The following is a 14,974-nucleotide window of genomic DNA, read 5'->3' as shown; positions in this document are numbered from 1 at the left end:
AAATGATAGCTTCAAAAAAAAGTAATCGGACCCGACTCCTATTCTCTTATCTTTTATTAATAGCGGTAATGGTTATAATTATTTACCCATTATTATGGACGATTGGTGCAAGCTTTAATCCGGGGAATAGTCTAGTCAGTACAAAAATGATTCCAGATAATCCTACTTTATTCCACTATAAAAGGCTCTTTGCTGGAGAAACAAGCTTACAGTATATTTCATGGTATTTAAATTCAATGAAGGTAAGTTTGTTCACGATGTTAGGTACCTTGATTTGTGTATCTTTTACAGCTTATGCTTTTTCTAGATTCAGGTTCAAAGGAAGAAAGAATGGGTTGATTCTATTTCTGTTACTACAGATGATTCCGCAGTTCTCTGCTTTGATCGCCCTTTATGTGCTGGCTCAAATGCTAGGAATGATGAATAATCATTGGTTACTAATTATGCTATACATTGGAGGTCAGATTCCGATGAATACGTATTTAATGAAAGGGTATTTTGATTCGATTCCATTTGAATTAGACGAGAGTGCTCGTATTGATGGAGCAGGAAATACTAGAATATTTTGGCAAATATTACTTCCGTTAGCTAGACCAATGCTGGCAGTTGTAGCGATGAATAGTTTTACTGGTCCGCTTGGAGACTTTATTCTATCTTCAACAATCTTAAGATCTCCAGAAACTTACACACTACCTTTAGGTCTTTACGATTTAGTAAATCAAAAACAAGGTGCGAGTTATACAACATTTGCAGCTGGTGCAATTTTAATTAGTATCCCTGTGGCTATTGCTTTTTTACTTTTACAAAAGCATTTTGTTTCAGGATTAACATCTGGTGGAACCAAAGGGTAACAGAAAAAATATTGATGGGTTAAGTCGGAAAGGATAATAGTGAATGACTAAAGAATATGTAACAAGCGAACGTAGATTACTACACGGAGGAGACTATAACCCCGAGCAGTGGAAAGATTATCCAGAAGTACTGGAACAAGATATCGAGCTGATGAAAAAGTCAGGGGTCAATACTGTATCTGTCGGAATGTTTTCATGGACAAGTATGGAACCGGAAGAGGAGGTCTATGATTTTGAATGGTTAGATCAGGTTTTTGATCGAATGAACTCTATTGGGGGGAAAGTAATCTTAGCTACTCCTAGTGGAGCAAGACCCGCCTGGATGGCAAAAAAATATCCAGAGGTTTTAAGAGTTGATAGTCTACGAAGAAAACAGCTTTATGGAGCTCGGCACAATCACTGTTATACTTCGCCATATTACAGAAGCAAAACACAAGAAATTAATCGTAAGTTAGCTGAAAGATATCAAAATCATCCTGCACTATTGTTGTGGCATATTTCTAATGAATATGGTGGAGAATGCCACTGTAATCTTTGTCAGGAAGCTTTTAGAGGCTGGTTGAAAGCACGTTATGATAATAGTTTAGAAAAAATAAATCAAGCATGGTGGGGTCCGTTCTGGAGTCATACCATTACTGATTGGAATCAGATAGAATCCCCTTCTCCAATTGGAGAAAATTTAGTACATGGGATGAATTTGGACTGGAGAAGGTTTGTAACGGATCAGACGATTGATTTTTATAAAAATGAGATTGTGCCCTTACGTGAAATTACACCAGATATTCCGATTACAACAAACTTCATGTCTGATAATCCTGAATTTATACCGTTTAGAGGATTAGATTACAGCAAGTTTGCTAAAGAAGTGGATATTATTAGCTGGGATGCGTATCCAGCTTGGCACAATGATTACGAAGAAACGTATGAATTAGCTTCAAAAGTAGCATTTATAAATGACTCTTTCAAGAGCATGAAACAAAAACCATGGTTATTGATGGAATCAACTCCAAGTCTTGTAAACTGGCATCAATATAACAAACCTAAACGACCTAATATGCATTACTTGTCTTCAATGCAAATGTTAGCTCATGGATCAGACAGCAATTTGTATTTCCAGTGGAGAAAATCACGCGGAGCATCTGAAAAATTTCATGGGGCTGTTGTTGACCACGATGGTTCAGCTGAAAATAGAGTTTTTAAAGAAGTTAGCCAAGTAGGTGCAACGATGGAGAAATTATCTGACAAAGTTGTAGGAACAAAAAGAAAAGCTGAAGTAGGATTATTGTATGACTGGGAAAGCGATTGGGCTTTGGAAGACGCTCAAGGATTTGGCTTGCAGACGAAAGATTATCCACAAACTCTGCAAAAGCATTATCAAGCTTTCTGGGAAAAAGATATACCAGTAGATGTAATTAGTAAAGAAAATCATTTTAATGAATATAAACTGCTAGTCGTTCCTATGCTATATTTGATGAGTGAAAAAACAATTACTCGTTTAAAAGACTTTGTAGCAGCTGGAGGTACTTTAGTTTCTGGGTACATGACAGGATTAGTAAATGAAAGCGATCTGGCTTATCTAGGAGGGTGGAAAAAAGACTTGCAGGATATTTTTGGTATTGAACCAATTGAAACAGATACGTTTTATCCTTCAGACTCAAATAAAATTTCGTATAAAGAAAAGATGTATACAGTTAAAGATTATGCAACGATCATAACAAACAAAAATGCGGACGTAATAGGGAATTATCTAGAAGATTTCTATTCAGAAACACCAGCTGTTACGTATAACAAATACCATAAAGGACAGGCCTATTACATTGGTGCTCGTTTAGAAGAAGCTTTTAATCAAGTGTTCTATCAAGACTTGATCGACGAATTAAACCTGTCTCCTATCCTTAAAGTAGATCATGAGGTTGGTGTGTCGGTACAAGGTCGAAAAGTGGATGAAGACACTGATATTGTATTTATCATGAATTTTACGGAGAAAAAACAAACAGTCAAAATTGAACATGAGGTACTAGATGTCCTTACGAACGAAATGATCAATGGTAAGTTTGCTTTAGAACCCTACGAAGTCAAAGTGATCGAAAAATAGAAAAAGCTCAACGAAAAGAATAAGGTAATGTATTTTAGTATGCATTGCCTTATTTTTATTACTGACTAATGTACATAAAGGAGGAGCAGTGATGGGTAGAAAACAGTTTAAAACAATTTTATTACTTGGAATAGCAGCAGTAACATTTATAAAACCACTAAACGTTTTTGCAGAGGAAGAGAGTCCGGTAGAATCAGAAATATTTGTAGAGCAAGTAGAAGGAATTTCAGCTGATTTTATTCGAGGAGTAGATGTATCCAGTGTTACGGCTCTAGAAGATAGTGGTGTAAAATATTATAATGCACAAGGAGAAACACAAGATATTTTTACTACGCTCAATGAATCGGGTGTCAATTACGTAAGAGTACGGGTATGGAACGATCCTTACGATTCGAATGGAAGAAGTTACGGTGGGGGAGGCAATGATTTAAAAACTGCCATTGAGATAGGTAAACGTGCTACAGAAAATGATATGCAGGTTTTAGTAGATTTTCATTACTCAGATTTCTGGGCAGATCCTGCAAAGCAACAAGCTCCTAAAAAATGGGCAAACTTGTCTATAGAAGAGAAAGAGACAGCTGTCTACGAATATACGTATGAAAGCCTGCAAAGGATGCTAGCTGAAGGTATTGATGTAGGAATGGTACAAGTAGGAAATGAAACAAATAATGGATTTGTTGGGGAAACTGATTGGGAAAATATGTCCAGGCTGTTTAATGCTGGAAGCAAAGCCATTAGAGACTTGAGTGTTGATATTAAGGTAGCTCTTCACTTTACAAATCCTGAAACGGCCGGACGCTACAAGCAATACGCTGAAAATCTTCAAACATTTAATGTGGATTATGATGTTTTTGCAAGTTCATATTATCCTTTCTGGCATGGAACATTAGATAATCTGACTAGCGTGCTTAAATCAGTATCAGATGAGTATGGTAAAGAAGTGATGGTTGCAGAAACGTCGTATGCTTACACTGAAGAGGAAGGAGACGGACATGGTAATACAGTTCCTGGTGATGGTCAGGTAACGAATTACCCATTATCAGTACAAGGACAAGCACATTCGATTAGAGATGTCATTCAGTCAGTCGTCAATGTAGGCGAAAAAGGTATCGGTGTATTTTACTGGGAACCAGCCTGGCTGCCTGTCGGAACACCAGAGAATTTAACTAGTAATAAAAAATTATGGGAAGAATATGGATCAGGCTGGGCATCTAGTTATGCAGCTGAATATGACCCTGAAGATGCCGGAAAGTGGTACGGCGGTTCGGCGGTTGATAATCAGGCGCTATTTGATTTTAAAGGTCTTCCGCTGCCGTCTATAAACGTTTTTAATTATGTTTATACAGGTGCAGTATCAGATAAGATAATCGAGGAAATTCGCGCGGTAAACTTAGAATTTTATAGTGGTGAAAAGATTATTCTTCCAGAAACTGTAAATGTTCTATACAACAACAATGAACAAGGAACGGAGCCAATTGAGTGGAATCAAGAAGATCTTGAAAAAATTCAAAAAAGTATTATTGGGGAATATAAAGTTAGAGGTCTATTGCTTGATGGGACGGAAGTTGCTGCTGTTGTTAAAATCGTTCCGATTAATTATGTTTTAAATAATAGCTTCGAAAGCAATGATCGCTCCATGTGGGAAGTGGAAAATTTCCTAGGTACAGAAAATCCAGTCAATTTTCAAAACAATCCATCAGATGCTTTTTCCGGTCAATATTCAGCACATTTTTATTCTGATAAAATGTTTGGATTTAAAATTGAGCAATCAATTAATCAACTTGAACCAGGTGTGTATTCCGTGCAAGCGCATCTACAAGGTGGAGATGCTAATGACGCTGAAATCTATTTGTACGCTGAAACAAAGGAAAAGATCTATCGAGCGGATACCGAAGTAAATGGATGGGCTAATTGGAGCGGCCCAGAAGTTGAAGAGGTTTATGTAGAAAATGGAAGGTTGACAATTGGCATGTCTGTAAAAGCCAATGCTGGAGCTTGGGGTTCTATAGACGATTTTAAGGTATACAAAATAAGAGACTTGGATAATAATATACCAGAACCAGAACCAGAACCAGAACCAGAACCAGAACCAGAACCAGAACCAGAAAATAACAATAACAATCAAGCCCCTACTCAATCAACTGAAGAGAAATTAAAACCAGCTGATTTCACAATTGATCCCATATACGAAGGAGACAAAATGATTCGGGGACAAGGAGAAAAAAATACAACTATTTATGCTTCTATTGACGGTGAAGTCATCGGAAATGCGAAGGTGAACAGCCCATTTGAAATTAGTGTTGACTATGATTTGCAAGAAGGTCAAAAGGTTGGGTTGTACAGTGTAAATGAAGATGGCTTACGGAGTGAAACTGTTTTTTACGAAGTGATGAACTCTAGAAAGATGATTGGACAACTAGACCCGCTTGCTTCTAAAAGAGTTTCAACCGAAGAAAAAATGAGAACAAAAGATATGAATCACAGTCTTCCAAAGACAAGGTCATCAGGTCATTTATTTAAATGGATTGGAATTATCAGTATCAGTGCAGGCTGCGTTGTTCTGATAGTAAACAAAACACTATTAGGAATAAGTATTAAGACTAATGATTAATCTTTTTAAATATATTAATATCAAACAAGGACAACTCTAACTCGAGGGTCCTTGTTTTTTATTCTGTCCATTATTCTGTAAAATAACAGTATATAAATAACGGGAAAAAGGGGAGAAAAACAAGTGGGCAAAGCAAAATGGTGGAAAGAAGCCGTAGCGTATGAAATCTATCCCAAAAGCTTCAAAGATGCCAATGGAGATGGTATCGGGGATATTCAGGGTATCATAGAAAAATTAGATTATCTGGAAGACCTGGGCATTGAGCTGATCTGGATCTGCCCGATCTATCAGTCGCCTAATGATGATAACGGTTACGATATCAGCGATTATAAAGAAATCGCTGCAGAATACGGTACAATGGCAGATTTTGAGGCGCTGTTAGAAGAAGTGCATAAGCGCGGAATGCGATTGATCATGGATCTGGTCATTAATCATACTTCTGATGAACATGAGTGGTTTATCGAATCAAAATCATCAAAGGATTCAGAGTATCGAGATTTTTATATCTGGAGATCGGGACAAGAAAAAGGGAAACGTCCAAATAACTGGGCATCTATTTTCGGCGGTTCGATTTGGGAGTATGATGACGAAACAGAAGAGTACTATATGCATATCTTTTCTAAAAAACAACCGGATTTAAATTGGGAAAACCAGGAAGTTCGAAACCGGCTGTATGAAATGGTCAACTGGTGGCTGGATAAAGGCATTGATGGATTCCGTATTGATGCTATTTCGCATATCAAGAAAAAGGAAGGTTTGCCGGATCTTCCGAATCCCCAGAAAGAGCCGTTTGTCGAATCCTATGATGGACATCTCAATCAGCCGGGGATCGATGTTTTCTTGACTGAATTTACTGAAAAAACGACTAAGCAGTATGATGCTGTAACCGTTGGTGAAGCTAACGGCGTAACGGTCCACGATGCTGAGCACTGGGCTGATGAAGAGAGCGGCTACTTCAATATGATTTTTCAGTTTGAACACGTCGAGTTATGGGGAACAAAAAGCAGCGGCTTAGATTTAAATCAGTTAAAGACTTCGTTATCAAGGTGGCAAGCAGCACTGGATAAAAAAGGCTGGAACGCGTTATTTATTGAGAATCACGATTTGCCGAGAGTGGTTTCTACATGGGGGAATGATCAGACTTACCATAAAGAGTCCGCAACAGCATTGGCTGTCATGTACTTTTTCATGCAAGGGACACCGTTTATTTATCAGGGACAAGAGCTGGGGATGACGAATGTAAAATACCATACCATTGATGATTATAGAGATGTTGCAATAAAAAATTACTATCAGTCTGAAATCGAAAAAGGAAAAGCTCAGGAAGAGGTTATGACTTATATCTGGTCGAACGGTCGTGATAATTCACGAACGCCGATGCAGTGGAAAAATACAAAACAAGCGGGCTTCACCGAAGGGACAGCTTGGCTGAAAGTAAACCCTAATTATACTACGCTCAATGCTGAGACTCAGCAAAGTGATCCAGATTCTATTTATCATTTTTATAAGCGTATGATTCAGTTAAGGAAGACAGAAAAAACGTTGATTTATGGCACTTATACGCTGATTGCTGAACAGCATCCGCAAGTATTCGCTTATATCAGAAGCAGCGAAGAGCGTCATTTTCTAGTCTATGCGAATTTGTCTTCGAAAAATACGTCAGTTGATGTGCCGGAAGAGTGGAGAATTAAAAAAACTATACTGACAAACTACACTGACAGGACTGAATCAGGACAGATACTCAATCTAAAACCTTACGAAGCAGGTATATGTAAAATAACACCAGTATAATAAATAAAAGATGTTTTATCGGAGAAGTCGCCGTTAAAACTAATATAAAAACCTCCGCTGTTCTTATCTCGAGCAAGCGGAGGTTTAGTCTTCTTCAGGTAAACAAAGGCGTTGACTATACAGTTTGGTCAGCAGATACAGAAAGCCAGTGTCCAGGGGTCACTTCCTGTAATGTTGCAGCAGAAGCATCTGGTATAGGGATTTCTGAATCATCGACTGTCTGTTTTCGAGTTGCTTCGTAAGCCGGATCTGGAACCGGAATAGCCGCAAGCAGTTTTTTAGTATAAGGATGGAGCGGATTGGAAAACAACTCTTCAGAATCCGCTATTTCTACTAACTGACCATTGTACATAACAGCGACCCGATCACTGATTCGTTTAACCATTGCCAAGTCATGCGCAATAAACAGATAAGTCAGTCCCAGTTTTTTCTGCAAGTCCTCCAGCAGGTCGACGATTTGTGCCTGTATGGATGCGTCAAGGGCAGAAAGAGGTTCGTCGCAGACGATAAACTTAGGATTCACGGCAAGTGCACGGGCAATTCCGATTCGCTGGCGCTGTCCACCGGAAAACTCGTGCGGATAACGATTCGCAAAAGCGGGATCTAAACCGACCAGTTTCAGTAATTCAACAACCTTATTGTAACGATCCTGTTTATTCTGAGCGAGTTTGTGAACATCCAAGGCTTCACCGATCAAATCAACCACTTTCATTCTCGGATCAAGGGAAGCGTATGGATCCTGGAATATCAATTGCATATGCTTACGCATATCTTTCATTTCATTTGCATCCAGCGTATTCAAATTAAACCCTTCATACAAAACGTCTCCGCCGGTCGCTTCATGCAGACGCAGCAAGGTTCTGCCCATAGTCGATTTACCAGAACCTGATTCGCCGACGAGCCCTAATGTTTCTCCTTCATAAATATCCAGAGTGACGCCGTCAACGGCTTTTAGCACGGCGCCTTTCCCCAAGTCAAAGTGTTTCTGCAACTCTTTGATAGACAGGAGCGTTTTCTCTGATGCAGCTCTTTCAGAAGGAGCTTTCTGATCTTTTTTAAGGTTGGGAACTGCATCCAGCAACCTTTTGGTATATGGATGCTGAGGATGTTCGAATACGTCCGTAGTTGCGCCTCTTTCCACAATTTCTCCATCTTTCATAACGAGTACATTATCGCACATATTGGCTACAACCCCGAAATCATGGGTGATGAGAATAATCGCAGTACCGAACTGTTTTTGAATATCTTTCAGTAAGTCCAAGACTTGAGCTTGAATCGTTACATCCAGTGCAGTCGTTGGTTCATCTGCAATCAGCAGTGCCGGCTTGCAGGCCAGTGCAATAGCGATCATCATCCGCTGACGCATACCGCCTGAAAATTCATGAGGGTACTGGTCATAACGAAATGCTACATCTTTGATTCCGACAAGATTCATAATATTCATAGCTTCTGCTTTTGCAGCTTTTTTCTTCAGTTTCTGGTGATATCGGATACTTTCAGTGATCTGATCTCCAATCGACATTGTTGGATTCAAAGAAGTCATTGGATCCTGGAAAATCATTCCAATATCTTTTCCGCGAATTTTGCGCATTTCTTTTTCCGATAATTGGGTTAAGTCCTTGCCCATAAAGACAATTTTGCTTTCTTCGTTGTTACGGGCATTCGGCGGAAGCAGGCGCATGATCGAACGGGCGGTAACACTTTTTCCGCTGCCGGACTCACCGACGATGCCCAGTGTTTCACCCTTGCTGATATCGAAGTGGACCTGATCAGCTACTCTATTAAAGGTCTCTCCTTGTTCAAATTCAATCGATAACTGTTTTACTTCTAGTAGTTTTTCCATTGTTTCGCTCCTTGGCTGTAGCCGGAATAGTTAAAATATAGTATGAGTGTCAATCCTTTAGAAATCAAGTCGAGTTTATTATAATCATAAAAGGAAAAATATTTCAAAAAAATATTTATGAAAATAATATTTAAAGCTTGACGATACATTTTGGATTTGGTATATTAATGCCAATTACAAAACTATTAAAAAATAAGTAAAAGACATTGAAAAGAAAAGTACAGATCATTGCAATTTTATAGAGAGTCCCTGTTTGCTGAAAGGGGATAATGCGGAATGTCTGGAAGTGCATCTTGGAGTTATATCATTGAGGTCATTAGTACTGTAGATGATATCGGGTTTGCCCGTTACAGCAAAACGATATTCAAACAGCTATGCGTTGAGTATCGAATAAGAAAATGTGGAGTCCGTCCTAGCCAAGCAGCAGGAATGAGACTGTGCATTCTTTAAGGTGGAACCGTGAAATGAAATCTTTCGCCCTTAAATTCAGGATATTCTGTATTTAAGGGTTTTTTTTATGTCTAATACTATAGAATTGCCGCATTTAATATCAAAAGAGCAGGAGGTAGACAGGTGAAAAATGAAGTCATTACTCAGCAAGATCAGACGTTTCTTCAAAGTATCAAAAGGCAATATGGGAATGCGTATTTAAGTCCTTTTTATCGCATTGGTCTGATTCTTTTGGGACTTCCTTTCCAGCTGATTGTGTTTATTGCATTCATTTATAAGAAATATATCAAAAAGCAAAATGGACAGGTTTGGGAAGAAGCTAGACAGTTGCTGATAGATAAAGGGTATGATCAGCAATTGAAGTCGGAACTACTGAAGCAAGAACGAAACAAACAAGCCTTTTTCGACAAATCACTATCTGAAAAAGAAACGAGTAAACGCGTCGATGACTTATTCAACCAGCAATTCAAAAAGGCTGTTGATAAGAAAGCAGATGAGATTTTCAAAAATTCTAATCGTGAGAAAGTCACTTATCTTGGACTGACTGAGCAATTTATCGGACAGCTGCCGCTGTTCATTTTATCAGTGGTGATAGGATTTCCGATGTATCTGCTTATGCTGATTCACTCCAATCCGTTTGTTAAGTACTTGTTTGAACGGTTATTGATGATGATGCTGGTCATTTTAGGAGTGACCGTGATTGTCTTTACGCTGCTGTACTTTTCACCATCGGATGCAGCGCGGAACATTATTGGTGAAACGGCGACACAAGAGCAGATTGATAACTTCAATGCAGTGTATGGATTAGACGACCCTTATATTGTCCAGTTATGGCGTACAATCAAAGGGGTCTTCACCTTCGATCTTGGAAATGCCTATTCAGGAAACCAGGATGTCGTCAATACCATTATGAGACGTTTCCCAGTAACGATGGAGCTGGCTATATTCGCTTTGCTGATTGCATTAGTGATTGCTTTGCCGGCGGGGATTTATTCAGCGGTCAAATCGAATACACTGTTTGACCATGTATTTATGTTTATTGCTTTGATCGGTCTTTCTATTCCGAGTTTCTGGCAAGGTTTGATCTTTATCTTAACCTTTTCCATTGAGCTGGGCTGGTTGCCGGCAACTTACAACGCCGAAAACTTTTCATCTCTGATCATGCCGGCAGTTGTTCTGGGAACCTTGCTGATGGCATCTGTTGCTCGTATGACCCGCTCGTCTACGTTGGAAGTCATGAATGAAGACTACATTCTGACTGCTCGTTCAAAAGGATTGTCCAACGGTCGTGTGATGCTGCGACATGCTGTGCCGAATGCTCTGATTCCGATCGTAACGATCATTGGACTGCAATTCGGAGGCGTGCTTGGCGGAGCAGCTGTTACGGAGCAGGTATTCAATATCAATGGGATCGGCAGTTATATCGTTGAAAGACAGTTTATCCCTGATATTCCAGCAGTTCTTGGAGGCGTCATCTATGTTGCAATCGTCTTATCCGTTATCAATGTTGTGATCGATATGCTGTATGCATTGATTGATCCGCGTATCCGAACCAATCTCAAAAGACATTAAAAGGAAGTGATCGATACTTTGAAATCATACAAAGATTCTCTTATTTACAAACAAGCATCGTTTTCACTGGGTCTGTCTCTTCTGTATACCTTGATCATTGGTCTGGCAGCCTTTGAATGGGAGACATTTGAGATTCGTCCGCAGGTCATGATTCTGATGCTGGCAAACGGTATTTTCTCCATTATTCAAGCAGGATTAGTCTGGAAACTGAAAAGGGAAAGCCGCAAAACGCTGGTCATCAGCAAATCCAGTCAACTGATTGCTGGCGGGTTGATCGTATCACTGTTAGGAGGTAACATTTTCCTTTTGATCTCTTCTCTCTATATAATGAAGAAACAGGTCAGACCAGGTTACATTTATGCTGTTTATATGGTAGTAACCGACCTCTTGGTGATCGGTGTTTCAGCACTTAATTTGTTCAAGCCTTTTGTTACAAATACATTCATACCAGCGATGGCCTTGCTGCTAGTCGTGGTTGTACTCCATCTGATCGTTCTGGTTGGCTATGAAAAAGTACAGAAGCTGACAGGTGTACCGAGAATGATCATACTGGGTATCCTGACTTTGACCGTATTGACAGGGAACTTATTTGTTCTGCTTGTAGCCTATTCCATGGTTCGTCAGTCCCAAGAAGAACCAGGTGTGAATAGAAGGAAAACGCTGTTTGAAAAAATCATTCGCAACCAGGCTTCTATGACAGGTTTGCTCTTCATTATTTTCCTAGTGGCCATTTCAATCTGTAGTTATTGGACATTCAGCTACGGCCTTGCAGTGAACAACGATTACGGAAATATTTTACAGCCGCCAAGTCTGGTATATCCGTTTGGAACAGACAACTTCGGCCGCGATGTTTTCTCAAGAATCGTTTTCGGGGCACGGATTTCTTTGACCGTCGGTGTACTGGCAACAATGATTCCGCTGATATTTGGCGGTCTGCTGGGCGCCATCTCAGGGTACTACGGTCGCCATACAGATAATCTGATCATGCGTTTTCTGGATATTTTATACGCAATTCCAGGAATTCTGCTGGCAATCACTATTGTGGCAGCCTTTGGTGCTTCGACCTCAAACTTGATCATTGCTTTAAGTATTGGATATATACCAAGCTATGCACGTACAATGCGTGCCAATGTTATTCAAGTAACAAATCTGGAATATGTAGAAGCTTCCAGAGCAGTCGGAAACGACAACCGCAATATTATCTGGAAACATGTTATTCCGAATTCAATGGCACCGATGATAGTCCGTGCGACATTGACGATCGGGTCAGCGATTATCGCTACCAGCAGTTTGAGTTATCTGGGACTAGGGGTAGAAAACTATATTCCAGAATGGGGCAATATTCTGCGTTCCGGCAGTGCCTATCTTGAAACAGAGCCGTATTTGGCGATCTATCCAGGACTAGCGATTATTGCTTTAGTCCTTTCATTCAACTTTCTCGGAGACGGCATCAGAGATGCGACAGACCCGAGACTTTCATAAAGGGAACTCATTATAAAAATGCAGTTATAATTTTAGAATAAGAAAAGAGGAAGGAATTTTATGAAAAAGACACTATTTAGTACAGTTACATTATTGAGCGCGCTGGTTCTTTCAGCTTGTAACGTTACAACAGAAGATGAAGCAACTAACGGCAATTCTTCTGAAAATCAGGAAACCGTAGCGATTGATTTGCTAGGGGCAACAGCCGACGAACAAGACTTAAACATTCTTAGAGACCAGTTGACTAGAAACGGATTCGAAGTCAATGTCAATCAGCAACCGGACTACGCAAGCTACAGAACGCAACGGGATGCTGGCAACTTCGATATTTCAGTCGCAAGCTGGACAACCGTTACAGGAAATCCGGATTATTCTGTCCGTTCATTATTTACAAGTGAGGGAGACAGTCGCGTTATTACGCCAGACCCTGAAGTAGACGAGCTGATTAATCAGGCAGCTGCTGAAACTCCGGAAGAATATGTTGAAACGTACAGCGAAATGGAAAATACGATCGTAACAGAAAATGCTTATGCGGTGGCACTTTATAATCCATTAAAAGCACAGGCATTCAACCAGGATTTATTGGTTCCAGAATCTGTTCGACTATCAAAATCCAGAGCTTTTGCATGGGATTCTGTTGAATACCAAGATGAAGCTATGAATGAAACAGAACCTTTAACACTGACACAAACAGAATCTGATTTGACATCTCTTGATCCAATCAAGGGAAATGATGGATCCATTAACCAATTAAACACTAATATGTATGTAAGACTGGTTAACCTGCAAGATGATGACACGGTAACATCAGAAGCTTCATTAAGTTACAACCACGCTATTGGAGAAAGCCGTTCAGACTACTATTTCATCTTAAGAGATGATATCAACTTTGCAAGTGTAGAAGACGGACAAGCCGTTGATTCTGGTGAACGTGTTGGTGCTGAAGATGTTATCTACTCACTAGAAAGAGCCAGCAACCCAGACTCAGTTCCAGATCACAGAACATATAGTTTACACAGCTTTATTGATGAAGTATCTGTAGTGAGCGATATGAGTGAACTTGAAAATACAACGGTTGCAGGAGAAGATACAACAGTACTAGAATCGCTTGAAGCTGACTTGGATGCACCGATCAACAGCTTAGTAACTGACGAAACAGAAGCAGACAGCAGTGCCGGAGACTACCAAGTTGTTAAATTGACAACGACTGAACCATTCCCGCAAGTACTGAACTATCTAGCACACCAATCTGCAGGAATCGTTTCTATAGACCAAGTTGAAGCGGTCAACGACTACGACATTGATAACTTTGATATTAACACAACGATTCCTTACGGAGACCAACGTGCTGTAACTGAAGGTGAAACGTACGATAATCACCTTTATGCAAGTGGACCTTATATTATGATCCAAAAAAATGATTACGAAGCAACATTCCAAAGAAATCCAGCGTACATGCCAGAATCTGAAAATGCAGCGAATATCGAAAACGTTACTGTTCGTTTCATCGGTGACATGGACAGTGCACTATCCGCATTAAGAAGCAACGAGGTCGACATGTTATATGGATTAGAAGAGACGCAATACGAAGTTGTTGAAGGCGCAGAGAACCTGACACTTCAAACAGGACCAAGTAATGCAGTCACTTATCTCATTATCAATACAACAAACGAAGAAAGCAAAACAGCACAAAGTGAAGATTTGAGAAAAGCGATCCTTTACTCTATCAATCAAGATGACTTTGTACAATCTTACGATGGTCAAGTCAACAAAGCCTTCACACCCGTTACACCACTAGTTGAAACAGGGAATGAATTAACGGCAGATCCAGATCTTGTTCAGGAACATTTGACAAACTACCTGGAGCAAGCTGAATAATTGAATCAATCAAAATAAAAAAGGGAAGTCAGCCATGAGGAATGGCTGGCTTTCCTCTTTTTTATACAGAAAACCGGAAGAGAACTTTTCTGACTGAAATCAAAGAGAAAAATATAAGAAACTGCGAAGATTATTATGAGAATATTCGCCATTATTCTCTCATAAGGGAAACAGTTACCATTGTTCGTTCATATTTTCTCAAAATTAAGGTTTTAACGATAGATTTGTTTTAAATCGTCGGTTTATCAAGATGATCAGAAGGAATTTGTATCCGCTATTATATAAAACACGAACATTATTAATTAGAATTTATTTATATATTCGTAAAAACGTTGAAATGCCATCAGTAATTCCTTATAATTCTCCTTGTGTTTACAAAAACTGAACATTAAACCGTTAAT

At 39.5% G+C, this 14,974-nt stretch carries 8 protein-coding genes and 1 other annotated feature; of the genes, 7 read left to right on the top strand and 1 reads right to left on the bottom strand.

The features are described from left to right. The first annotated feature begins 2 nt into the window (after window positions 1-2). The 4 genes from B6F02_RS02505 to B6F02_RS02490 all read left to right on the top strand — a co-directional run bounded on the left by B6F02_RS02505 (window position 3) and on the right by B6F02_RS02490 (window position 7,348). Entirely contained in the window at window positions 3-851 is an 849-nt protein-coding gene (locus tag B6F02_RS02505; RefSeq protein WP_080145832.1) for a sugar ABC transporter permease, read from the top strand. Between the two features lie 43 nt (window positions 852-894). After that, a complete protein-coding gene (locus B6F02_RS02500) occupies window positions 895-2,946 on the top strand; it encodes a beta-galactosidase (protein ID WP_080145831.1) in 2,052 nt (683 codons plus the stop codon). Window positions 2,947-3,037: 91 nt separating this feature from the next. Continuing rightward, window positions 3,038-5,557 carry a glycosyl hydrolase 53 family protein gene (locus tag B6F02_RS11145; protein WP_080145830.1) on the top strand — a complete coding sequence of 840 codons (2,520 nt, stop codon included), beginning with the start codon at window positions 3,038-3,040 and terminating at the stop codon, window positions 5,555-5,557. 123 nt (window positions 5,558-5,680) lie between these two features. Next, window positions 5,681-7,348: a glycoside hydrolase family 13 protein gene (locus B6F02_RS02490; protein ID WP_080145829.1), complete on the top strand. Its 1,668-nt coding sequence runs from the start codon at window positions 5,681-5,683 to the stop codon at window positions 7,346-7,348. Window positions 7,349-7,463: 115 nt separating this feature from the next. Here B6F02_RS02490 and B6F02_RS11140 read toward each other — a convergent pair whose 3' ends face one another. After that, a complete protein-coding gene (locus tag B6F02_RS11140) occupies window positions 7,464-9,191 on the bottom strand; it encodes an ABC transporter ATP-binding protein (RefSeq protein ID WP_080145828.1) in 1,728 nt (575 codons plus the stop codon). Between the two features lie 197 nt (window positions 9,192-9,388). After that, window positions 9,389-9,676 (top strand) — a binding site (T-box leader). 88 nt (window positions 9,677-9,764) lie between these two features. Between B6F02_RS11140 and B6F02_RS02480 the strand changes: the two genes are divergently transcribed. The 3 genes from B6F02_RS02480 to B6F02_RS02470 are packed head-to-tail and all read left to right on the top strand — an operon-like array spanning window position 9,765 to window position 14,573. Then, window positions 9,765-11,213, top strand: coding sequence for an ABC transporter permease (locus tag B6F02_RS02480; RefSeq protein WP_218672154.1), 1,449 nt, complete (start codon window positions 9,765-9,767; stop codon window positions 11,211-11,213). An 18-nt stretch (window positions 11,214-11,231) separates the two neighbouring features. Continuing rightward, on the top strand, window positions 11,232-12,695 hold the full coding sequence (locus B6F02_RS02475) for an ABC transporter permease (RefSeq protein WP_218672153.1): 1,464 nt from the start codon (window positions 11,232-11,234) through the stop codon (window positions 12,693-12,695). Between the two features lie 60 nt (window positions 12,696-12,755). After that, entirely contained in the window at window positions 12,756-14,573 is a 1,818-nt protein-coding gene (locus B6F02_RS02470) for an ABC transporter substrate-binding protein (RefSeq protein WP_080145826.1), read from the top strand. Window positions 14,574-14,974 lie beyond the last annotated feature (401 nt).

Origin of the sequence: Marinilactibacillus piezotolerans (assembly GCF_900169305.1) — a bacterium.
Classification (GTDB): domain Bacteria; phylum Bacillota; class Bacilli; order Lactobacillales; family Carnobacteriaceae_A; genus Marinilactibacillus; species Marinilactibacillus piezotolerans_A.
Note: the sequence above shows the minus strand (reverse complement) of the source record. Positions and strands in the feature narration are given on the sequence as shown.